Origin of the sequence: Streptomyces sp. NPDC020422 (assembly GCF_044386705.1) — a bacterium.
Classification (GTDB): Bacteria; Actinomycetota; Actinomycetes; order Streptomycetales; family Streptomycetaceae; genus Streptomyces.
On the sequence record NZ_JBIRVJ010000011.1, the window covers coordinates 1 to 19,732 of the forward strand.

General features: G+C 72.9%; 19 protein-coding genes. 7 read left to right on the top strand and 12 right to left on the bottom strand.

Going from position 1 to position 19,732, the window contains the following annotated elements; translation table 11 throughout:
* From ACH414_RS27780 to ACH414_RS27790, 3 genes are all read left to right on the top strand, one after another.
* Nucleotides 1-88, top strand: an 88-nt coding sequence (locus tag ACH414_RS27780; RefSeq protein ID WP_157846636.1) for an acyl-CoA dehydrogenase family protein, incomplete at its 5' end; no start/stop codon positions are given.
* A 28-nt stretch (nucleotides 89-116) separates the two neighbouring features.
* Complete coding sequence (locus tag ACH414_RS27785; RefSeq protein WP_398943798.1) at nucleotides 117-902, top strand: electron transfer flavoprotein subunit beta/FixA family protein; 786 nt, start codon at nucleotides 117-119, stop codon at nucleotides 900-902.
* 33 nt (nucleotides 903-935) lie between these two features.
* Nucleotides 936-1,892 (top strand): electron transfer flavoprotein subunit alpha/FixB family protein, encoded by a 957-nt coding sequence (locus ACH414_RS27790; RefSeq protein WP_382546003.1) that lies wholly within the window; start codon nucleotides 936-938, stop codon nucleotides 1,890-1,892.
* Nucleotides 1,893-1,969: 77 nt separating this feature from the next.
* Here the strand turns inward: ACH414_RS27790 and ACH414_RS27795 are convergent, their stop codons facing one another.
* The 5 genes from ACH414_RS27795 to ACH414_RS27815 form a co-directional block, all read right to left on the bottom strand.
* Nucleotides 1,970-2,365: a Zn-ribbon domain-containing OB-fold protein gene (locus tag ACH414_RS27795; protein ID WP_382546001.1), complete on the bottom strand. Its 396-nt coding sequence runs from the start codon at nucleotides 2,363-2,365 to the stop codon at nucleotides 1,970-1,972.
* A 128-nt stretch (nucleotides 2,366-2,493) separates the two neighbouring features.
* The gene (locus ACH414_RS27800; RefSeq protein WP_382545998.1) at nucleotides 2,494-3,186 is read right to left on the bottom strand and encodes a TetR/AcrR family transcriptional regulator; all 693 of its coding nucleotides are present in this window, start codon (nucleotides 3,184-3,186) and stop codon (nucleotides 2,494-2,496) included.
* A gap of 57 nt (nucleotides 3,187-3,243) precedes the next feature.
* Nucleotides 3,244-4,005 carry an SDR family NAD(P)-dependent oxidoreductase gene (locus ACH414_RS27805; protein ID WP_382545995.1) on the bottom strand — a complete coding sequence of 254 codons (762 nt, stop codon included), beginning with the start codon at nucleotides 4,003-4,005 and terminating at the stop codon, nucleotides 3,244-3,246.
* A gap of 76 nt (nucleotides 4,006-4,081) precedes the next feature.
* Entirely contained in the window at nucleotides 4,082-4,486 is a 405-nt protein-coding gene (locus ACH414_RS27810; protein WP_382545992.1) for a hypothetical protein, read from the bottom strand.
* An 87-nt stretch (nucleotides 4,487-4,573) separates the two neighbouring features.
* Complete coding sequence (locus ACH414_RS27815) at nucleotides 4,574-5,728, bottom strand: acyl-CoA dehydrogenase family protein (RefSeq protein ID WP_382545989.1); 1,155 nt, start codon at nucleotides 5,726-5,728, stop codon at nucleotides 4,574-4,576.
* Nucleotides 5,729-5,857: 129 nt separating this feature from the next.
* Between ACH414_RS27815 and ACH414_RS27820 the strand changes: the two genes are divergently transcribed.
* On the top strand, nucleotides 5,858-6,463 hold the full coding sequence (locus tag ACH414_RS27820; RefSeq protein WP_382545986.1) for a TetR/AcrR family transcriptional regulator: 606 nt from the start codon (nucleotides 5,858-5,860) through the stop codon (nucleotides 6,461-6,463).
* 62 nt (nucleotides 6,464-6,525) lie between these two features.
* Here ACH414_RS27820 and ACH414_RS27825 read toward each other — a convergent pair whose 3' ends face one another.
* The 5 genes from ACH414_RS27825 to ACH414_RS27845 form a co-directional block, all read right to left on the bottom strand.
* Nucleotides 6,526-7,662, bottom strand: coding sequence for an XdhC family protein (locus tag ACH414_RS27825; RefSeq protein WP_398943801.1), 1,137 nt, complete (start codon nucleotides 7,660-7,662; stop codon nucleotides 6,526-6,528).
* Between the two features lie 44 nt (nucleotides 7,663-7,706).
* Entirely contained in the window at nucleotides 7,707-9,173 is a 1,467-nt protein-coding gene (locus ACH414_RS27830) for an NCS2 family permease (protein WP_382545980.1), read from the bottom strand.
* Nucleotides 9,174-9,391: 218 nt separating this feature from the next.
* Complete coding sequence (locus ACH414_RS27835; protein ID WP_382545977.1) at nucleotides 9,392-11,791, bottom strand: xanthine dehydrogenase family protein molybdopterin-binding subunit; 2,400 nt, start codon at nucleotides 11,789-11,791, stop codon at nucleotides 9,392-9,394.
* Between the two features lie 2 nt (nucleotides 11,792-11,793).
* Nucleotides 11,794-12,393: a (2Fe-2S)-binding protein gene (locus tag ACH414_RS27840; protein WP_382545974.1), complete on the bottom strand. Its 600-nt coding sequence runs from the start codon at nucleotides 12,391-12,393 to the stop codon at nucleotides 11,794-11,796.
* Nucleotides 12,394-12,395: 2 nt separating this feature from the next.
* The gene (locus ACH414_RS27845) at nucleotides 12,396-13,286 is read right to left on the bottom strand and encodes an FAD binding domain-containing protein (RefSeq protein WP_382545971.1); all 891 of its coding nucleotides are present in this window, start codon (nucleotides 13,284-13,286) and stop codon (nucleotides 12,396-12,398) included.
* 292 nt (nucleotides 13,287-13,578) lie between these two features.
* On the opposite strand from ACH414_RS27845, the gene ACH414_RS27850 reads away from it, so the two are divergent.
* Entirely contained in the window at nucleotides 13,579-15,273 is a 1,695-nt protein-coding gene (locus ACH414_RS27850) for a PucR family transcriptional regulator (RefSeq protein ID WP_382545969.1), read from the top strand.
* 248 nt (nucleotides 15,274-15,521) lie between these two features.
* Nucleotides 15,522-16,247, top strand: coding sequence for a hypothetical protein (locus ACH414_RS27855; RefSeq protein ID WP_382546030.1), 726 nt, complete (start codon nucleotides 15,522-15,524; stop codon nucleotides 16,245-16,247).
* Nucleotides 16,248-16,316: 69 nt separating this feature from the next.
* On the opposite strand, the gene ACH414_RS27860 is transcribed toward ACH414_RS27855, so the two are convergent.
* Together ACH414_RS27860 and ACH414_RS27865 are read right to left on the bottom strand one after the other, a co-directional pair.
* Nucleotides 16,317-17,846, bottom strand: coding sequence for a WD40 repeat domain-containing protein (locus ACH414_RS27860; protein ID WP_398943804.1), 1,530 nt, complete (start codon nucleotides 17,844-17,846; stop codon nucleotides 16,317-16,319).
* Between the two features lie 59 nt (nucleotides 17,847-17,905).
* Nucleotides 17,906-18,676, bottom strand: coding sequence for a GntR family transcriptional regulator (locus ACH414_RS27865; RefSeq protein WP_398943805.1), 771 nt, complete (start codon nucleotides 18,674-18,676; stop codon nucleotides 17,906-17,908).
* Between the two features lie 148 nt (nucleotides 18,677-18,824).
* Here ACH414_RS27865 and ACH414_RS27870 point away from each other — a divergent pair, with 148 nt between their 5' ends.
* On the top strand, nucleotides 18,825-19,688 hold the full coding sequence (locus tag ACH414_RS27870) for a (2Fe-2S)-binding protein (protein ID WP_382545960.1): 864 nt from the start codon (nucleotides 18,825-18,827) through the stop codon (nucleotides 19,686-19,688).
* The last annotated feature ends 44 nt before the right edge of the window (nucleotides 19,689-19,732 follow it).

A 19,732-nucleotide genomic window follows, 5' to 3' on the forward strand; every position in this document is an offset into this window, starting at 1 on the left:
GCGCATGATGCGCGACGCCAAGATCACCCAGATCTACGAAGGCACCAACCAGGTCCAGCGCATCGTCATGGCCCGCAACCTCCCGTAACCACCCGCCCGTTGAAAGGAGACAGGCCGTGACCCTGAAGATCGCTGTCTGTGTGAAGTACGTTCCCGACGCCACCGGCGACCGCGGTTTCGCCGATGACCTGACCGTCGACCGCGACGAGGTGGACGGGCTGCTCTCGGAGCTCGACGAGTACGCGGTGGAGCAGGCCCTGCGGATCTCCGAGGAGGCCGACGACGCCGAGGTCACCGTGATCACGGTCGGCCCGGACGACGCCAAGGACGCGCTGCGCAAGGCGCTGTCGATGGGCGCGGACAAGGCCGTGCACGTCAACGACGAGGACATCCACGGATCGGACGTCATCGGCACCTCCGCGATCCTCGCCAAGGCGCTGGAGAAGACCGGTTTCGACCTGGTCGTCTGCGGCATGGCCTCGACCGACGGCACCATGGGCGTGCTGCCGGCGCTGCTCGCGGAGCGGCTGAACGTGCCGCAGGCGACGCTGCTCTCCGAGGTCTCGGTCGAGGACGGGGTCGTCAAGGGCCGCCGCGACGGCGACGCCGCCAGCGAGCAGCTGCAGGCCGCGCTGCCGGCCGTCGTCTCGGTCACCGACCAGTCGGGCGAGGCCCGTTACCCCTCCTTCAAGGGGATCATGGCCGCCAAGAAGAAGCCGGTCGAGGAGCTGGACCTGGACGACCTCGGCATCGAAGCCGACGAGGTCGGCCTCGCGGGCTCCTGGACCCTGGTCGAGTCGGCGGACGCCCGCCCGGCCCGTACCCAGGGCACGATCGTCACGGACGAGGGCGAGGGCGGCAAGCAGCTCGCCGCGTTCCTCTCCGCCCAGAAGTTCATCTGACCCACCGTCACCACACCTCAGGAGCAAGGAATCATGGCTGAGATCCTGGTTCTCGTGGACCACGCCGACGGTGCGGTCCGCAAGCCGGCCCTCGAACTGCTGACCCTGGCCCGCCGGCTCGGCGAGCCCACGGCGGTCGTCCTCGGCGCCGGCGAGGCCGCGGCCTCGATCGCCGCGACGGCCGGCGAGTACGGCGCGGCCACCGTGTACGTCGCCGACGGCGCCGAGTTCGCCGAGCAGCTCGTCGTGCCCAAGGTCGACGCGCTCACCCAGATCGCCAAGGACAAGGGCGTCGCCGCCGTCCTGGTGACCTCCTCCGGCGAGGGCAAGGAGGTCGCGGCCCGCGTGGCGCTGCGCCTGGGCTCGGGCCTGATCACGGACGCGGTGGAGCTGGAGGCCGGGGAGAACGGCCCGGTCGCCACCCAGTCGGTGTTCGCCGCCTCGTACCAGGTGAAGTCGACCGTCTCGCACGGCGTGCCGGTCATCACGGTCAAGCCGAACTCCGCCGCTCCCGAGGCCGCTCCGGCCGCGGGCACGGTCGAGAACGTCACCGTCGCCTTCACCGGCAACGCGGCCACGGTCGTCTCGCGCACGCCGCGGGTCTCCACCGGCCGTCCGGAGCTGACCGAGTCGGCGATCGTGGTCTCGGGCGGTCGCGGCGTCGGCGCCGCCGAGGGCTTCGAGGTCGTCGAGAAGCTCGCCGACTCGCTCGGCGCGGCCGTCGGCGCCTCGCGCGCCGCGGTGGACGCCGGCTGGTACCCGCACTCCAACCAGGTGGGCCAGACCGGCAAGCAGGTCTCGCCGCAGCTGTACATCGCGGCGGGCATCTCCGGCGCGATCCAGCACCGGGCGGGCATGCAGACCTCGAAGACGATCGTGGCGGTCAACAAGGACGCCGAGGCCCCGATCTTCGACCTCGTCGACTACGGCGTCGTCGGCGACCTGTTCGAGGTCCTGCCGCAGCTGACGGACGAGATCGGCGCGCGCTGACGCCGAGGGCTTGACGATACGGAAGGGGCGGGTGGCACTCTGTGCCACCCGCCCCTTCCGCACGCTCGCGCACGGCTTCAGAACCAGCCGTCGAGCGGGACCTCCTCGCAGAGCCGGACGATCGGCCTGCGGCCCGGTCCCGAGCCGTCGTGGGCCAGCCGGACCCGGACCCCGGGGCGCACCGCGTGCGGCGGCCCCTCGACCCGGCAGCGCACCACGAAGCCCTCGGCCATGTGCACCGGCCAGAGGTCGGCCTGGGCGGCGGTGAAGGCGCGGCGTACGGATATCACGCCTTCGCCCGCGCTGAGTTCGGCGTCGAGGTCGGTCGACCCGCAGGTCGGACAGAGCAGGCGCTGGAAGGTGGTGGTGTGGCACCAGCGGCAGCGCTGGAAGTGGAGCTCGGGCTCGGCGGCGTACTCCTCGTCGAGGGCGGCGGTCCCGCTGCGCAGACCCGTGGATCCCGTGTGGAACACGATGCTTCTCCTTGCACTCGGCGGCTCAACCGTGCATCAACCGTGCAGAGCAAAGATATGGCACTCAGTGCCAGCAAATAAAGACCTGAGTTCCCTCAATTGACGATACTGAGATCCCCGACGGCCCCTCAGCTGTCCCCGAGGCTCGACTCGACCTCGCGCACCACGCGCCACATCGGGGTGGAGCGCTTGGTGATCACCACGACCACGTCGTCGTCGTTCTCGACGGGCGCCGCCGCGTCCGGGCTCCAGGTCTCCCGGACGAACTCCAGGGCCCGGTCGACCTCGGCCAGCGGGTCGCCCTCGCCGCCCGAGCGCAGCCAGTGGCGCAGCGCGTGGTTGTGCGCGGCGACGACGGCGGCCGCGACCACGTTGGCCCGCAGCGTGCCGTCGCGGCGGTCGGCGAACCGGGTGCGCAGATAGTCGCCGAGGGTCTTCTCGTACCGCCAGACCACCGAGAGCTCGTACGTCCGCAGGCCCGTCACCTCGCGGGTGAGGCGGTAGCGCTGGACGGAGAAGGTGGGGTTCTCGGCGTACATCCGCATGACGAGCCGGGTGGCCTCGCAGACCCGGAGCAGCGGGTCGTCGGAGTCCTCGCTCGCGGCGAGGAACTCGGTCATGTCGGCGAGGCTCTGCTCGTGGTCGGGGAAGACCACGTCCTCCTTGGACGGGAAGTACCGGAAGAAGGACCGCCGGCCCACCCCGGCCGTCTTCACGATGTCGTCGATCGTCGTCTGCTCGTAGCCGCGCTCCAGGAAGAGCTGGAAGGCCGCCGCGACGAGGGAGTCACGCATCGAGGGCTTGGCGGGGTGGGTGCTCATACCCGGAAACCTAGCACTCGGATCCCTCGCGCGGCGGCACTTGGTGCCATGCTCGGCTCAGCGGGCGGCCATGCGCAGGGCGCCGTCCATCCGGATGGTCTCGCCGTTGAGGTAGTCGTGCTCGGCGATCATGGTGACCAGGCGGGCGTACTCCTCGGGGCGGGCGAGCCGCTGCGGGAAGGTGACGCTGGCGGCGAGCCCGGCCCGGACCTCCTCGCTGAACCCGGCCATCATCGGGGTGTCGACGATGCCGGGCGCCACGGTGACGACCCGGATGCCGAACTGGGCCAGGTCCCGGGCGGCGGTGACCGTCATCCCGGCGACGCCGGCCTTGGAGGCGGCGTACGCGATCTGGCCGACCTGCCCCTCGAAGGCGGCGATGGAGGCGGTGTTCACCACGAGGCCGCGCTGCCCGTTCCCGTCGGGCTCGTGCCGGGCGATGGCCTCGGCGGCCAGCCGCAGCACGTTGAAGGTGCCGACCAGGTTGACGTCCAGGACGGCCTTGAAGAGCGCCAGGTCGTGCGGGCCCTTGCGGCCGAGGATCCGGGCCGAGGGCGCGATCCCGGCGCAGTTGACCGCGAGCCGCAGCTCGGCGCCGTCCTCCTCGATCCGGGCGAGCGCCGCCCGGACCTGCTCCTCGTCGGTGACGTCGGCGGCGACCAGGGTGACCCCGTCCGGCACGCCCTCGGCCCCGGCGACGGCCTTGTCGAGGTCGAGGCCGTAGACGGTGGCGCCCTTCGCGGCGAGCGCGGCGGCGGTGGCGGCCCCGAGCCCCGAAGCGGCACCGGTGACGAGCGCGGCGGAACCTGCGATGTCCATGGATCTCCTCATACGAGCCGGCGGCCCGCCTCCGGGCCGCCGGATGTGTGTGCACTGCTCGCGCGACGGGCGCGCGCTACTTCCATTCCCAGACCTTGGCCGTGGCGTTGCCGTCCTTGTCCTCCTCGTACTCGAACACGCCGGCGGTCCCGTTGAGCCGGCTGAACGCCCCCGAGGCGGTCTCCCAGAAGATCGAACCCCGGTAGCTGAACCCGCCGGATCCGTCCGGACGGCCGACACCGGTGCCCTGCCAGGTGATGATGTCGCCGTCCTGGGTCATGGTGCAGCCCTGGCCGTCTCCGAAGAGCGTGCCGTCGGCCTGCATCACCGAGTCGTAGGTGCCCAGGTCCTCGACCGCCGCTCCCAGCAGCGTGCCGGTCGCCTGGAAGGACACCTCCACGTGCGGGTGGCCGCCGTCGACCGACACCACCCGCAGCCCCGTCCTCTGGCCCCGTTCCTCACCGATCAGGTCGCCGAGCATGATGGGACTCCTCTCCCGGAGACGAGCGGATCGTCGATCCCCTCTTCCGGCCTACGCCCACCGGCGCGGCCCGGCAACCGGAACGGCTCAGACCTTCAGCTGTCGGCTGATGACCAGCCGCTGGATCTGGTTCGTCCCCTCGAAGATCTGCATGATCTTGGCCTCGCGCATGTACCGCTCGACCGGGAAGTCCCGGGTGTATCCGTAGCCGCCGAGCACCTGGACGGCGTCCGTGGTGACCTTCATCGCGGTGTCCGTGGCGATCAGCTTGGCGGCGCTGGCCTGGCGGCTGAAGGGCCGGCCCAGGTCGCGGCGGCGGGCCGCGTCCAGGTAGGTGGCGCGGGCCGCGTCGACGGCGGCGGCCATGTCCGCGAGGAGGAAGCCCAGGCCCTGGTGGTCGACGATCTTGCGGCCGAAGGTGCTGCGCTCGTTGGCGTAGGCGACGGCGGCGGAGAGCGCGGCCTGGGCGAGACCGGTGGCGCAGGCGGCGATGCCGAGCCGGCCCGAGTCGAGGGCGCTGAAGGCGATCTGGAGGCCCTGGCCCTCGGCTCCGATGCGCCGGTCGGCTTCGATGAGGGCGCCGTCCCAGTGGGCGGAGGTGGTGGGGACGGCCTGCAGGCCCATCTTGCGCTCCGGCTTGCCGAAGGTCAGGCCCTCGGTCTCGCCGGGGGCGAGGAAGCAGGAGATGCCGTGGCTGCCGGGGGCGGTGCGGGCGAAGAGGGTGTAGAAGCCGGCCTTGCCGCCGTGGGTGATCCAGGCCTTGTTGCCGGTGACCCGGTAGGCCGCCCCGCCCGCGCCGTCGGTGACCGGCTCGGCCTTGCAGGACAGCGCCGCCGCGTCGGAGCCGGCCTGCGGCTCCGAGAGGCTGTAGCCGCCGATGAGCCGGCCCTCCAGCATCCCGGGCAGCCAGCGCTCCTTCTGCTCCGGCGTGCCGAAGGAGTGCAGCGGGTGGCAGGCGAGGGTGTGGACGCTGGTGGCCACGGCGACGGCGGCCCAGCGGGCGGCGAGCTCTTCGAGGACCTGGAGGTACACCTCGTACGGCTGGCCGCCGCCGCCGAACTCCTCCGGGTACGCCAGACCGAGCAGACCGGCCTCGCCGAGGGTCGCGAACAGGCCTTCCGGATACGTCTCGGCGGCCTCGTGCTCGTCGGCGCGGGGGGCGAGCTCCTTGTCGGCGATCTCCCGCGTGAGGGCGATGAGGTCCGCGGCTTCGGGGGTGGGAAGCAGGCGGTCGACATCCATGGCGACTCCAGTCAAGACGCAGGCTGGTGCTGCGAAACGGTACTGCGAGGGGTACGGCAGTACCGGTGAGAGTAGCGCAGATGGGTGCCCGCGTAACCCCCCGAAGGGGTCGCCCGGCATACTGTTCGGGTGATCGAGACCTCCGCCGCCGACGCACCCAAGCTGACGGGCCGGGGCGCCGCCCGGCGCTCCGAGCTCTTCGAGAAGCTGGTGGCCCTGTTGGTGGGCGAGGGTTTCGCCCAGCTGACCCTGGACGACCTCGCCGCCCGCCTGCACTGCTCCAAGCGGACCCTGTACGGCCTCGCCGGGAGCAAGGAGCAGCTCGTCCGGGCGGCCGTGGTCCACTTCTTCCGGCGGGCGACCGTCCGCGTCGAGTCGGTGCTGGCCGCCGCGACCGGACCGGCCGAGCGCCTCGCCGCCTATCTGCGGGCCGTCTCGGCCGAACTGGCCCCGGTCTCCCCGCGCTTCTTCGACGACGTGGCCGCCTTCGAACCGGCCGCCGAGGTCTACGAGCGCAACACCCGCGCCGCGGCCGGCCGGGTCCAGGAGCTCATCGAGGAGGGGGTGACCGCGGGCGTCTTCCGCGAGGTCCACGTCAGCTTCGCCGCCGACGTCATCTCCTCGGTCATGGTCCGCATCCAGCGCCGCCAGGTGGCCTCCGCCACCGGGCTCGCCGACGCCGAGGCGTACGACCAGCTCGCGGAACTGCTGCTGAACGGACTGCGCCGGGGCTAGGCCGCGTCTTCCCGGACGCGGCCCGGCCCCGGCGCGGTGGTGCCGGCGGAGGGGAAGGGGACCTAGGCGACCGAGCCGATCCGGCCGGCCGGCTCCCGGGGGCCGTCGTGGTGGATCGGGGTGTGGGCGCCGGTGAGGGAGGCGCCGCTGCCGCCGCGGCGGTTGGCGACGATCTCGGCGCCGATGGACAGGGCGGTCTCCTCCGGCGTACGGGCGCCGAGGTCGAGTCCGATCGGGGAGCGCAGCCGGGCGAGTTCGAGCTCGGTGACGCCGACCTCGCGCAGGCGCCTGTTGCGGTCCTCGTGGGTGCGGCGGGAGCCCATGGCGCCGATGTACGCGACGGGGAGCCTGAGGGCGGCCGCGAGCAGGGGGACGTCGAACTTGGCGTCGTGGGTGAGGACGCAGAGCACGGTCCGGCCGTCGACCTCCGTCGACTCCAGATAGCGGTGCGGCCACTCGACGACGACCTCGTCGGCCTCGGGGAAGCGCGCCTTCGTGGCGAAGACCGGGCGGGCGTCGCAGACGGTGACGTGGTAGCCGAGGAACTTGCCGACCCGGACCAGCGCGGCGGCGAAGTCGATGGCGCCGAAGACGATCATGCGGGGGGCGGGGACGGAGGACTCCACGAGGAGGGTGAGCGGCTGTCCGCAGCGGCTGCCGTCCTCGCCGATCTCCACGGTCCCGGTGCGGCCCGCGTCCAGCATCGCGCGGGCCTCGGCCGCGGCGGTGCGGTCCAGCTCGGGGTGGCCGCCGAGGGCACCCTCGAACGAGCCGTCGGGGGCGACCAGGAGGGCCTGCCCCAACAGGTCCTCCGGGCCGGCCGCGATCCGGGCCAGGGCGGCCGCCTCGCCGGAGACGGCGGCCGCGAGGGCGGCGGGGTAGACCCCGCCGCGGACCGGGGTGACGAGGATGTCGATGATGCCGCCGCAGGTCAGCCCGACCGCGAAGGCGTCCTCGTCGCTGTAGCCGAAGCGCTCGACGACCGTGCGGCCGTCCTCGAGGGCCTGTTGGCACAGCTCGTAGACGGCGCCCTCCACACATCCTCCGGAGACCGAGCCGATCGCCGTGCCGTCGCTGTCGACGGCGAGTGCGGCGCCCGGCTGCCGGGGCGCGCTGCCGCCGACCGACACCACGGTGGCGACGGCGAACTCGCGTCCCTGCTCGACCCACCGGTGCAACTCTTCGGCGATGTCCAGCATCTCGAACTCCTAGGGATGTCGTGTGGAGGGCGACGTGAGGGGCGTCAGCCGACGCCCAGCCAGCTCTCGATCGGATGGATCGCGAAGTAGATGACGAAGACGGCCGTCAGCGCCCACATGAAGCCGCCGACCTCCCTCGCCTTGCCCTGCGCGGACTTGATGACCGCGTAGGAGATGACGCCGGCCGCGACACCGGTGGTGATGGTGTACGTGAAGGGCATCAGGACCACGGTGAGGAACACCGGGATCGCGACGGAGCGGTCGCTCCAGTCGACGTGCTTGGCGTTCTGCATCATCATCGAGCCGATGACGACCAGGGCCGCGGCGGCGACCTCCTGCGGGACGATCGCGGTGAGCGGCGTGAAGAACAGGCACAGGGCGAAGAACGCGCCGGTGACCACGGAGGCCAGACCGGTACGGGCGCCCTCGCCGACGCCGGTGGCGGACTCGACGAAGACCGTCTGGCCCGAGGCGCCGCCCGCACCGCCGAGGATGCCGCCGGCACCGTCGATGAACAGGGCCTTGGACAGGCCCGGCATGCGGCCCTTGTCGTCGGCGAGCTTGGCCTCGGTGCCGACGCCCAGGATGGTCGCCATCGCGTCGAAGAAGCCGGCCAGCACCAGGGTGAACACGATCATGGTGATCGTGATGTAGCCGACGTCGCCCCAGCCGCTGAAGGACACGTTCCCGATGAGCGAGAAGTCCGGGGCGGAGACGGCGCTGCCGTGCAGCTCGGGGGCGCCGGAGAACCAGGCCTTGGCCGGGATGTCGGCGACCGCGTTGAGGACGGCCGCGACGACCGTGCCGGCGACGATGCCGATGAGGATGGCGCCGGGGATGTTGCGGGACTGCAGGGCGAAGATCAGCAGCAGGGTGAAGGCGAAGATCAGGACGGGCCAGCCTTCGAGCTCACCGGCCGGGCCGAGGGTGACGGGACCGCCGCCGGGGGCGGGGTTCTCGTGCACGAAGCCGGCCTTCACGAAGCCGATGATCGCGATGAAGAGACCGATGCCGATGGTGATGGCGTGCTTGAGCGCGAGGGGTATCGCGTTCATGATCATCTCGCGGAGGCCGGTGACCACCAGGAGACAGATCACGGCTCCGTACGCCACGGACATGCCCATGGCCTGCGGCCAGGTCATGACCGGCACGACCTGCGAGGCCATCACACCGGAGACGCTGAGGCCGGCGGCGAGGGCGAGCGGGACCTTGCCCCAGAAGCCCATCAGGAGAGTGGTCGCGGCCGCGCAGAGCGCCGTCGCGGTGATCAGCGCGGGCTGGCCGAGGACGTTGCCGTCCACGTCCTTGCCGCTCAGGATCAGGGGGTTGAGCAGGAGAATGTACGCCATCGCCATGAAGGTGGTGACGCCGCCGCGGATCTCCGTCGCGACGGTGGATCCTCTCTCCGAGATGTGAAAGTACCGGTCGAGCCAGGACCTGCCGGCGGGGTTGCGCGAGCCGTTGCCCGCGTCCTCCGCCGTGGTCTTGGGCTCCACTGACGACTGGGTCATGGGGCCTACTCCCAAGGTTCAAAGGGGCACCCGCATCAGACTTCGAAGGATTTCGTCGTGCTGTGAAGCTGCGGGATTTGGGAAATCACGTTGGCTGCACGACCCGGGGGACGGCCCGAGACGAACGGGGGTGAATCGGTACTGCGGGGATGTCCCCGGACGGTGCGGGCGGGGGAAGTGTGACGTTCCCGGGGAGGCACGCACCGTCCGGAGGGGTCTTACAGGGTGCCGGTGAGCGCCTCCGGGCGGACCGGCGTCTTGTTGAGCTCCAGCCCGGTCGCCGCCCGGATCGCCGCGAGGACGGCCGGGGTGGACGACAGGGTGGGGGCCTCACCGATGCCCCGGACGCCGTACGGCGCGTTGGGGTCGGCCAGCTCGAGGTAGTCGACCGGGATGGTCGGCGTGTCGAGGATGGTCGGGATGAGGTAGTCCGTGAAGGAGGGGTTGCGCACCTTCGCGGTCTTCGGGTCGACGATGATCTCCTCCATCACCGCGACGCCCAGGCCCTGGGTGGTGCCACCCTGGATCTGGCCGACCACGGAGAGCGGGTTGACCGCCTTGCCGACGTCCTGGGCGCAGGCCAGCTCGATGACCTTGACCAGGCCGAGCTCGGTGTCGACCTCCACCACCGCGCGGTGCGCCGCGAAGGCGTACTGCACGTGGCCGTTGCCCTGGCCGGTGACCAGGTCGAAGGCCTGCGTGGGGCGGTGCCGCCACTCCTCCTCGATCTCCACGACCTCGTCCTCGAGGACGTCGGCGATGGAGGCGAGGGCCTCGCCGTTGTCGGTGACGACCTTGCCGCCCTCCAGGAGGAGTTCGGCGTTGGCCCACGCCGGGTGGTACGAGCCGAACTTGCGCCGCCCGATCTCCAGGACCTTCTCGCGGACGAGCTCGCAGGAGTTCTTGATGGCGCCGCCGGTCATGTACGTCTGGCGGCCCGCGGAGGTGGAACCGGCCGAGCCGACCTGGGTGTCGGCCGGGTGGATGGTCACCTGGGTGACGCCGAGCTCCGTGCGGGCGATCTGGGCGTGGATGGTGACACCGCCCTGACCGACCTCCGCCATCGCGGTGTGGACCGTGGCGACGGCCTCACCGTTGATGACCTCCATACGGATCTTGGCGGTCGAGTAGTCGTCGAAGCCCTCGGAGAAGCCGACGTTCTTGATGCCGACGGCGTAGCCGACGCCCCGCACCACGCCCTCGCCGTGCGAGGTGTTGGACAGACCGCCCGGCAGCGCGCGGACGTCCGCGTTCTCGCCGGCGGTCTCCCACTGGCGCTCCGGCGGCATCGGACGGGCCTTGACCCGGCGCAGCAGTTCGGCCACCGGGGCCGGCGAGTCCACGACCTGGCCGGTCGGCATGATCGTGCCCTGCTCCATGGCGTTGAGCTGGCGCAGCTCGACCGGGTCCATGCCCAGCTTGGCCGCGAGCTTGTCCATCTGGGCCTCGTAGGCGAAGCAGGCCTGGACCGCGCCGAAGCCGCGCATGGCGCCGCAGGGCGGGTTGTTGGTGTAGAGGCCGATCGCCTCGATCTCGACGTCGTCGATGACGTACGGGCCGACCGAGAGGGACGAGGCGTTGCCGACGACCGAGGCCGTGGACGACGCGTACGCGCCGCCGTCCAGCACGATCTTGCACTTCATGTGCGTCAGCTTGCCGTCCTTGGTGGCGCCGTGCTCGTAGTAGAGCTTCGCCGGGTGCCGGTGGACGTGGCCGAAGAAGGACTCGTACCGGTTGTAGACCATCTTCACCGGCTTGCCGGTGCGCAGCGCGAGCAGGGAGGCGAGGATCTGCATCGAGATGTCCTCGCGACCGCCGAACGCGCCGCCGACGCCGGCCATCGTCATCCGCACCTTCTCCTCGGGCAGGCCGAGGCAGGGCGCGATCTGCTTGAGGTCGGAGTGCAGCCACTGGGTGGCGACGTACAGGTCGACGCCGCCGTCCTCGGCGGGCACCGCGAGGCCGGACTCCGGGCCGAGGAAGGCCTGGTCCTGCATGCCGAAGGTGTACTCGCCCTTGACGATCACGTCGGCCCGCTTGGCGGCCTCGTCCGCGTTGCCGCGGATGATCGGCTGGCGGTGCACGATGTTGGGGTGCGGGACGTGGCCGGCGTGGTGGTCGTCGCGGTTCTCGTGGACGAGCACCGCGTCGGGCGCGGTCGCCGAGGCCTCGTCGGTGATGAGGGGCAGCTCGCGGTACTCGATCTTCACCTTGGCGGCCGCGCGGCGCGCGGTCTCCGGGTGGTCGGCGGCCACGAGGACCACCGGCTCGCCGTGGTGGCGGACCTTGCCGTAGGCGAGGACCGGGGTGTCCTGGAACTCCATGCCGTAGTTCTTCGCGGCCGGCAGGTCCTCGTGCGTCATGACGGCGTAGACGCCGTCCATCGCGAGGGCCTCGGAGGTGTCGATGGACACGATCTCGGCGTGCGCGACGGTGGAGCGCAGGATCTGGCCCCACAGCATGTCCTCGTGCCACATGTCCGAGGAGTAGGCGAACTCGCCGGTCACCTTGAGGGTGCCGTCGGGGCGGAGCGTGGACTCGCCGATGCCGCCCTTGTTGTGCTTCTGGGTGACGTTGGTCGGCGTGCCCGCCGGAGCGGTGCGCGTGTTCTGCGCCATGGTCAGACCGCCTCTCCCTGACGGGCGGCCGCCAGACGGACCGCGTCGAGGATCTTCTCGTAGCCCGTGCAGCGGCAGAGGTTGCCGGAGAGGGCCTCTCGGATGTCCTGGTCGGACGGGTCGCTCTGGCGCTCCAGGAGCTCGTCCGCCGCGATCAGCAGACCGGGGGTGCAGAAGCCGCACTGGACGGCGCCGGCGTCGATGAACGCCTGCTGGATCGGGCTGAGTTCGATGCCCTCGCCGGTCTGCGAGTCCTGACCGGGCTTCGCCGCCCACTTCTTGGCCTCGTCGATCGAGGTGCCGCCGCAGGCGCCGGAGGCGCAGCCGCCGCCGTGACCGTGCTCCTCGCGCTGCTTGGCGAAGTCGGCGAGGCCCTCGACCGTGACGACCTCGCGGCCCTCGACCTGCCCGGCGGCGACCAGGCAGGAACAGACCGGCACGCCGTCGAGGCGGACCGTGCAGGAGCCGCACTCGCCCTGCTCGCAGGCGTTCTTGGAGCCGGGCAGCCCCAGGCGCTCACGCAGGACATAGAGGAGGGACTCGCCCTCCCAGACGTCGTCGGCTTCCTGCGGACGTCCGTTGACCGTGAAATTGACGCGCATGGTTATGCAGCTCCCTCAAGCGTGCGGCCGTTGCCGCGGTACTGCTCCCAGGTCCAGCCCAGCTGGCGGCGAGCCATGATGCCGACGGCGTGGCGGCGGTACTTGGCGGTGCCTCGGACGTCGTCGATCGGGTTGGCGGCACCCGAGCAGAGCTCGGCGAACTGCTTGGCGATCGAGGGGGTGATGATCTTGCCGCTGTCCCAGAAACCGCCCTCCTCCAGAGCCGCGTTCAGGAAGGCCTCGGCCTCCTTGGCGCGGATCGGGGTGGGGGCCGCCGAGCCGATGCCGGTCCGTACGGTCCGGGTCTCCGGGTGCAGCGCGAGGCCGAAGGCGCAGACGGCGATGACCATCGCGTTGCGCGTGCCGACCTTGGAGTACTGCTGGGGGCCGTCCGCCTTCTTCACGTGGACGGTCTTGATGAGCTCGTCGGGCTCCAGCGCGTTGCGCTTCACACCCGTGTAGAACTCGTCGATCGGGATGAACCGGCTGCCGCGCACCGATTCGACCTCGACCTCGGCGCCGGCCGCGAGGAGCGCCGGGTGGGCGTCGCCGGCGGGCGACGCGGTGCCGAGGTTGCCGCCTACGCCGCCGCGGTTGCGGATCTGCGGGGAGGCCACCGTGTGCGAGGCGAGCGCCAGACCGGGCAGCTCGGCCCGGAGGTTCTCCATGATCTGCGTGTACGGGACGGAGGCGCCGAGGCGTACGTTCTCCTCGCCGACCTCCCACTCGCGCAGGAGCTCGATACGGTTCAGGTCCAGGAGGTACTCGGGACGCCGGTGGTCGAAGTTGATCTCGACCATGATGTCGGTACCACCCGCAATGGGCACGGCCGTGGGGTGCTCGGCCTTGGCGGCGAGCGCCTCCTCCCAGCTGGCGGGGCGAAGGAAGTCCATGGTGGCTCTCTTCTTGTGCTTCTAGTGAACGGGGGGTCGTCGGGCCTGGGGGGACGGCCGGCCCTCGACGATCTCTTCATGTGCTGTTAACGCGGTGTGTGGCCTAGTACACAAGCCCGTGTCGTCCGGGTGCAGTCACCGAAACCATGAAGGAGTTGGCTGGCTGCCATCCTCGTCTTGTAGATTCGAACGAAAGGCGGAGAACAGCAACCTCTCCGTTTTCCCCTGGAAACGGTGGCACCACGCCACCGGCGACAACGCGACACCCACAAGAAGGAACGGCGGCGACATCATGCGGCTGCGCGCACTGCTGGAGAACGACGCGCTGGGGCTGCGCCTGCTCGGCGGCGACGAGGAGCTGGACCGCACCGTCCGTGGCGTGATGACGACGGACCTCAAGGACCCCAGCCGTTACCTGTCCGGTGGCGAGCTGGTCCTGACCGGCCTCGCCTGGCTGCGGGAACCGGCCGACGCCGAGCCCTTCGTCCGGATCCTGGCCTCGGCCGGGGTGGCCGCGCTGGCCGCAGGCGAGGCCGAGCTCGGGGACATCCCGGACGACCTCGTGGAGGCGTGTTCACGCCACCGGCTTCCCCTGTTTGCAGTAAACGAGTCCGTTGCTTTCGCGACGATCACCGAACATGTTGTTCGACAGGTCTCCGGCGAGCGCGCGGGCGACCTGGCCGCCGTCGTGGACCGCCACCGGCGTCTGATGACCTCCGGACCGGCGGGCGGCGGACCCGAGGTCGTCCTCGACCTCCTCGGCTCCGACCTGGACCTGAGGGCCTGGGTGCTCTCCCCCACCGGCCGCCAGATCGCGGGCGCGGGAGAGCCCCTGGACGCCTCCCTCGCGGCCACCCTGGCGGGCGAGCACCTGGCCGCCACCCGCACCGGCCGGCGCGGCCCGCACCGCCTCTCCCTCGGCGGAAGCACCTACTCGCTCTTCCCTATCCGCAACACGGGCCGCGGCGCCGCCCCCGCGGTGCGCGACGTCCGCGAGACCGTGCTGTCCGACTGGCTGCTCGCCGTCGAGGCCGACGCGGGCGACTGGCCGGCCGCCCGGCTGGACCTGCTGCAGGGCGTGACCCAGCTGATCGCCGTCGAGCGGGACCGCCGGGACGCCGCCCGTACGGTGCGGCGCCGGCTCGCCCAGGAGGTCCTGGAGCTGGTCCAGACGGGCGCCGCGCCCGCCGAGATCGCCGCCCGGCTGCGGGTGGCCGCCCCGGTGCTGCTGCCCGGCCTGGGCAGCGCCCCGCACTGGCAGGTCGTGGTGGCCCGGGTCGAGTGGGAGCAGGAGCCCGGCCAGAACGCCGTCGACAGCGGCCCGGTCGCCCAGGCGCTCCTGGAGGAGATCCTGGTCGACCCCGCCACCTCCGGCGCCGACACCGCCGACCGGATCGCCGTCGCGCACAGCGGCGACGAGGCCATCGCCCTCGTCCCGCTGGCCGCCGCGCCGCTGCCCGACAGCGAGGACGAGCTGCCCGCCGTCGCGCTCGGCCTGCACGCCGACGCCCTGCTCGCCGCCGTCCGCGCGCCGCTCTCCTCCGGGCTCGCCGACGACGGCCGGCTCACCCTGGGCGTCAGCGCCGCCGTGCACTCGGCGGAGGGCCTGCGCGGCGCCCTGGAGGAGGCACGGCACGCCCGCCGGGTCGCCGCGGCCCGGCCGGGCCGGGTCTGCGCCGCCGGGCACCACGAGCTGGCCTCGCACGTCCTGCTGCTGCCCTTCGTCCCGGACGACGTGCGGCGCGCCTTCACCGCCCGGCTCCTCGACCCGCTGCGCGACTACGACCGGCGGCACCGCGCGGAGCTCATCCCGACGCTGGAGGCGTTCTTGGACTGCGACGGTTCGTGGACCCGCTGCGCGACCCGGCTGCACCTGCACGTGAACACGCTGCGGTACCGGGTGGGGCGGATCGAGCAGCTCACCGGGCGGGACCTGTCCCGGCTGGAGGACAAGCTGGACTTCTTCCTCGCGCTGCGGATGAGCTGAGATCCGCGGTCGGTCCGGCTCACGGTTCGGCCGCTGGTTCATCTCTTCGGGTGATCACGTGAACTGACGGGGCGGCAGGTCACTGCCGCCCCTTCCCTTGTCCGGGGGGACTTGCGGCACCCTCCCCTTGTGAAAAGTTTCACCCGACCCCTTGGCCGGGCCCCCGCGTCCGTGCTGAGATGCCGTCCTACTCACAGCTCGATGGCGCGCTCGGGGAGGGCAATGTGGCGTACGGCCGGAAAACCCCACTGGAGACCGCGGTCTGGAGACTCCGCTCCCGCGGCTGCTGGACGGACGCGGCCGAACTGCTCGCCCCCCGCGCGACGGAGCCCGCCGCGGCCCTGGAGCGGGCGGCGCTGCTGATCGAGCGCTGTCTCTACACCGAGCAGGGCTGGGGCGAGGCGGAGGAGGCCCTGCGCGCGGCGGAGGCGGTGGCCCAGACCGACGAGGAGCGCGGGGCCGCCGCCTGCGAACGCGGCTATCTGGCCTACGCCTCCACCCTGCTGGGCGTACGGGACCGGGCGGACGAGGCCCGGGCGGCCCTGGGCCGGGCGGCGGCGCTCATCCACCCCGACGCCTCGCGGCGCCCGCTGCTCGACTTCCGCCGCGGCCTGCTCGCGCAGAACCTCGGCGACTCCCCGCAGGCGGCCCGCGCCGCGTACCGCCGGGCCCACGACGGGGCGAAGGCGCACGGCGACGCGCTCCTGCTCTCCTTCACCTGGCGCCACCTGGCCGGACTCGCCCTGCGCGAGGGCGAGTTGGCGGAGGCCCGGCACGGCTTCGCCGAATCCCTGCGGATCCGCGAGGAGTTGGGCTATCTGGTGGGCACCGCCCCCGCCCTGGCCTCGCTGGCCGAGGCCGAGACCGAGCCGGAGGCGGGCCGTCTGCGCGCCGAGGCGGAGCGCCTGTTCCGGCTCCTCGGGGGCGTACCCACGTGGCTGGCCGCGCAGTTGACTCCGCGGCCGGCGATCTGAGGTCCCTCGGGGGCCTCGCCAGGTGGACTCCGCGCCCGGGGATCCGAGGCCCCTCGGGGGGGGGAGTCGTCAGCCGGTCCTGCGGTCCAGCCGGACGAGCGCCTCGTCCAGGCCCAGCACCAGGGCGCCGTCGGGGGTGACGGCCACGGCCCTGAGGGGTGGGCCCGGGCGGAACGAGCGGCGTTCGCCCGTCTCCGTCTGGTGGAGCTCCGCCGTTCCGTCGGCCCAGGCCACGGCGACGAAGGGGCCGTAGGGGGTCTCGGCCGCGTGGAGCGAGACCACCGGGGAAGGGCGCTCGGCCAGCGGGGCGGGATCCGGCTCCCGTCCCGGGGTCCAGCGGCGGACCGTGCCGTCGGCGCCGCCGCTGCACACGAACGGGGTCTCCGACTCCACCGCGCCGACCGCCGTGACCCGCCCGCTGTGCAGGGCCGCCTGGTGCAGGCCGGTCAGGCCGAAGGCGTGGACGGAGCCGAGCCGGTCGCCGACCACCACGGAGCCGGAGATGGCGGCCAGCGCCGTCCCCGGGTGCCGGGTCAGGGTGGCCGCGACGGCTTCGGTGAGGCGCTGGAGGTAGGGGGGACGCGGTTCCCGGCCGCGTACGGTGTGCAGCCGGCCGCGCTCGTCCAGGAGCAGGACCGTGCCGTCGGGTGCGGGGGCCAGGGCCGTGACCCGGCCGGTGACGGGGTGGTCGAGCTGCCCGTGGGGGCGCGCGTCGGCCGCGCCGAGCAGGCGTACGGCGCCGCCGAGGTCGGCGGCGAGCAGGGTGCCGCCCTGGACGGCGAGCGCGGCGACGGGCCCGGGCCAGGGCGGGGCGACGTCCCCGGCGACCCGGCTCCACCGCAGCCGCCAGGGCGCCGTGGCGGCGGCCTCCTCGAGCGCCGGGCGCAGCCGGGGGTCGGCGCCGTCGCCGAGCGCGGCGAGCAGCGCGAGGGCCCGGTCGGCGGGGGTCCGGGCGGTACAGAGCGCCTGCCCGGCGCGCAGCCACGCGGGGCGCAGGCCGCCGTGCTGGTCGGCGGCGTCCCGCACGTATCCGGTGGTGACGGCGACGGGGTCGGCGGCGCAGACGGCGAGCGGGTCGGAGAGGTCGGGCAGGCCCGGCTCCACGGCGGCCGGCCCGGGCTCCGTGCCCTGTTCGCCGTCGACGACGGCGGCCGGGGCGGTGGCGAGCACGGCGTGCTCGGGGCTGCCGGGCCGGGCCTCGACGACCACCCGGACGCGGCCGAGGGTGGCGAGGTCCCGCAGCAGCTCGGCGATCCGCACGGGCTCGGCGGCGGCGTCCAGGCCGGGCAGGAGCAGGACGGTGCGGGACGTCCGGCCGGTCTCGGTGGTGGCGAGGACCCGGACCAGGTCAGCGGGGGAGGTCGCGACGGCGCCGAGCCGCCCGGCGACGGCCCAGGCGGTGCCGAGGGCGCTCTGGCCGGCCAGCGGGACGAGCGCGCGGGCGGCGCGGCGGCGTCCGGCGGCGCGGGGGCCGTGCGCGGCGAGCCAGTCGAGCAGGCCGGGCGCTTCGGTGACGAGGCAGAGGCGGGGGGCCTCGGGGTCGGTGAGCCAGCCGAGCAGGGCCGAGGCCCCGGGGCGCTCCGCGCGGACGGACGGCATGGGCACCTCTCGGTCGGCGCGGCCGACGGGTGTCGGGCTGACGCTGTCGACCTTAGTCGTCAGTCCTGCGCTCCGGTGAAGTGCTCGCGAACGAGCGAGGAGACGACGGGAAGATCCTGGGCGATCAGGGCGTCGAGCAGGGCGCTGTGCTCGGCCGCGTCGGCGACGAGTTCGCCGTGCCGGGTGACGGGGGCGCTCACCAGGGGCCACTGGGAGCGTCGGTGGAGGTCGTCGGCGATGACGAGGAGCTGCTCGTTGCCGGCGAGGGCGAGGACGGCGCGGTGGAAGGCCCGGTCGGCCTCGGCGTAGTGGGCGCGGTCGCCGCGGGCCGCGGCGGCCCCGGTGGCCTCGGCGAGCGGGCGGAGCTCGGCCCAGCGCGCGGCGGGGACGGTGCGGGCGAGCCGGAGCATGACGGGGACCTCGATGAGCGCGCGGACCTCGGCGAGCTCGGCGAGCTCGCGCGGGGTGCGTTCGGTGACCCGGAAGCCGCGGTTGGGGACGACCTCGACGGCGCCCTCGGTGGCGAGCTGCTGCATGGCCTCGCGCACGGGGGTCGCGGAGACGCCGAAGCGTTCGGCGAGGACGGGGGCGGAGTAGACCTCGCCGGGGACGAGTTCGCCGCCGACGAGGGCGGTGCGCAGGGCCTCCAGGATCTGCCCGCGGACGGAGTGCCGGCGTACGACGCGGGGCGCGGGGGCGGGTGGCTCGTCGTGGATGTGCTCGCCGCGGACGTCGTGGACGCCGGTCTGCTCCGGGACCCTGGCCGCGTCGCCGTACGCCGAGGGGGCGGAGCGGTCCGTGGTCCGCTCGCGCATGCTGGCCTGCTCCACCCGGGTCCTCCTGCGCTGTGGTGCCGGGCCCGGCTCGCGGTGCCGGGGTCCCTTGTGCACGATAGGCGGACGGCGTCGCAGTTCAAACACCGTAACGATCGGGTAAGGTAAGGCTAACCTGCTAACGATCGCGATTCGGTGGTCCCGTATGGCCGTCCCCGCTCTGCTGCCGTCCGCCTCGGCCCCCACTTCGCCCGTCGCGGCCTCCTACGCCCGGCTCGGCGAGGTCTTCTCGGGTCTGCGCGTCGACGAACGGGCCCGGGACGAACGCCTGCCGGGCGGCACGGGCTGGGTGGGGGCGGCCGAGCTGGGCGCCGGCGGCGCCGCCATGGACGCCTTTCTCGCCTGGGACGAGACGCAGGTGCGGCGCGACTACGGAACGACGGCCCGGCCCGACGTGGTGGCGAGCTTCGCTCTGCACCGGTACGCCTGGCCCGTCTGCCTCCTGGTGACGCTCCCCTGGTTCCTGCACCGCCGGGTGCCCCGGCTGCCCGCGCGGAACGTGGCCGTGCACCGGGCCCTGGGGCGGCTGGCGGTCCGGGTCGAGGAGTTCGCCTGCCTGCCCGGCGACCCCGCGGCCGCACTGCCCGGCGCCCGGGTGGTCCCGGACGAGGAGGCGCTGCGGGCCGAGGTGCGGGACGCGCTCGGCGAGCACTTCGAGGAGCTCCTGGCGGGCTTCGGACCCCGCATGCGCCGCGGCCGGCGGGCCCTGTGGGGCATGGTCACGGACGAGATCGTCGAGGGGCTCTGGTACGTGGCGGAGCTGCTCGACGAGGAGGAGCGGGCCAAGGCGGAGCTGGAACTGCTGATGCCCGGCACGGCCAAGCCGTACGTGGGGGCCGCGGGCTTCCGTGCGCTCGAAGGCTCGGCCGGCCCCTGCGGAGGGCCCCGTTCCACCCGCGACCGGGCGACCTGCTGCTTCTTCTACACGCTGCGCCCCGAGGACACCTGTCTGACCTGTCCGCGCACCGGCGACGCGGAGCGGGTCCGCAGGCTCGCCACGACCGCCTGACCGCCTCGGGCCGTTATGCCACCCGCAGGGGTGGCGCGAGTCGA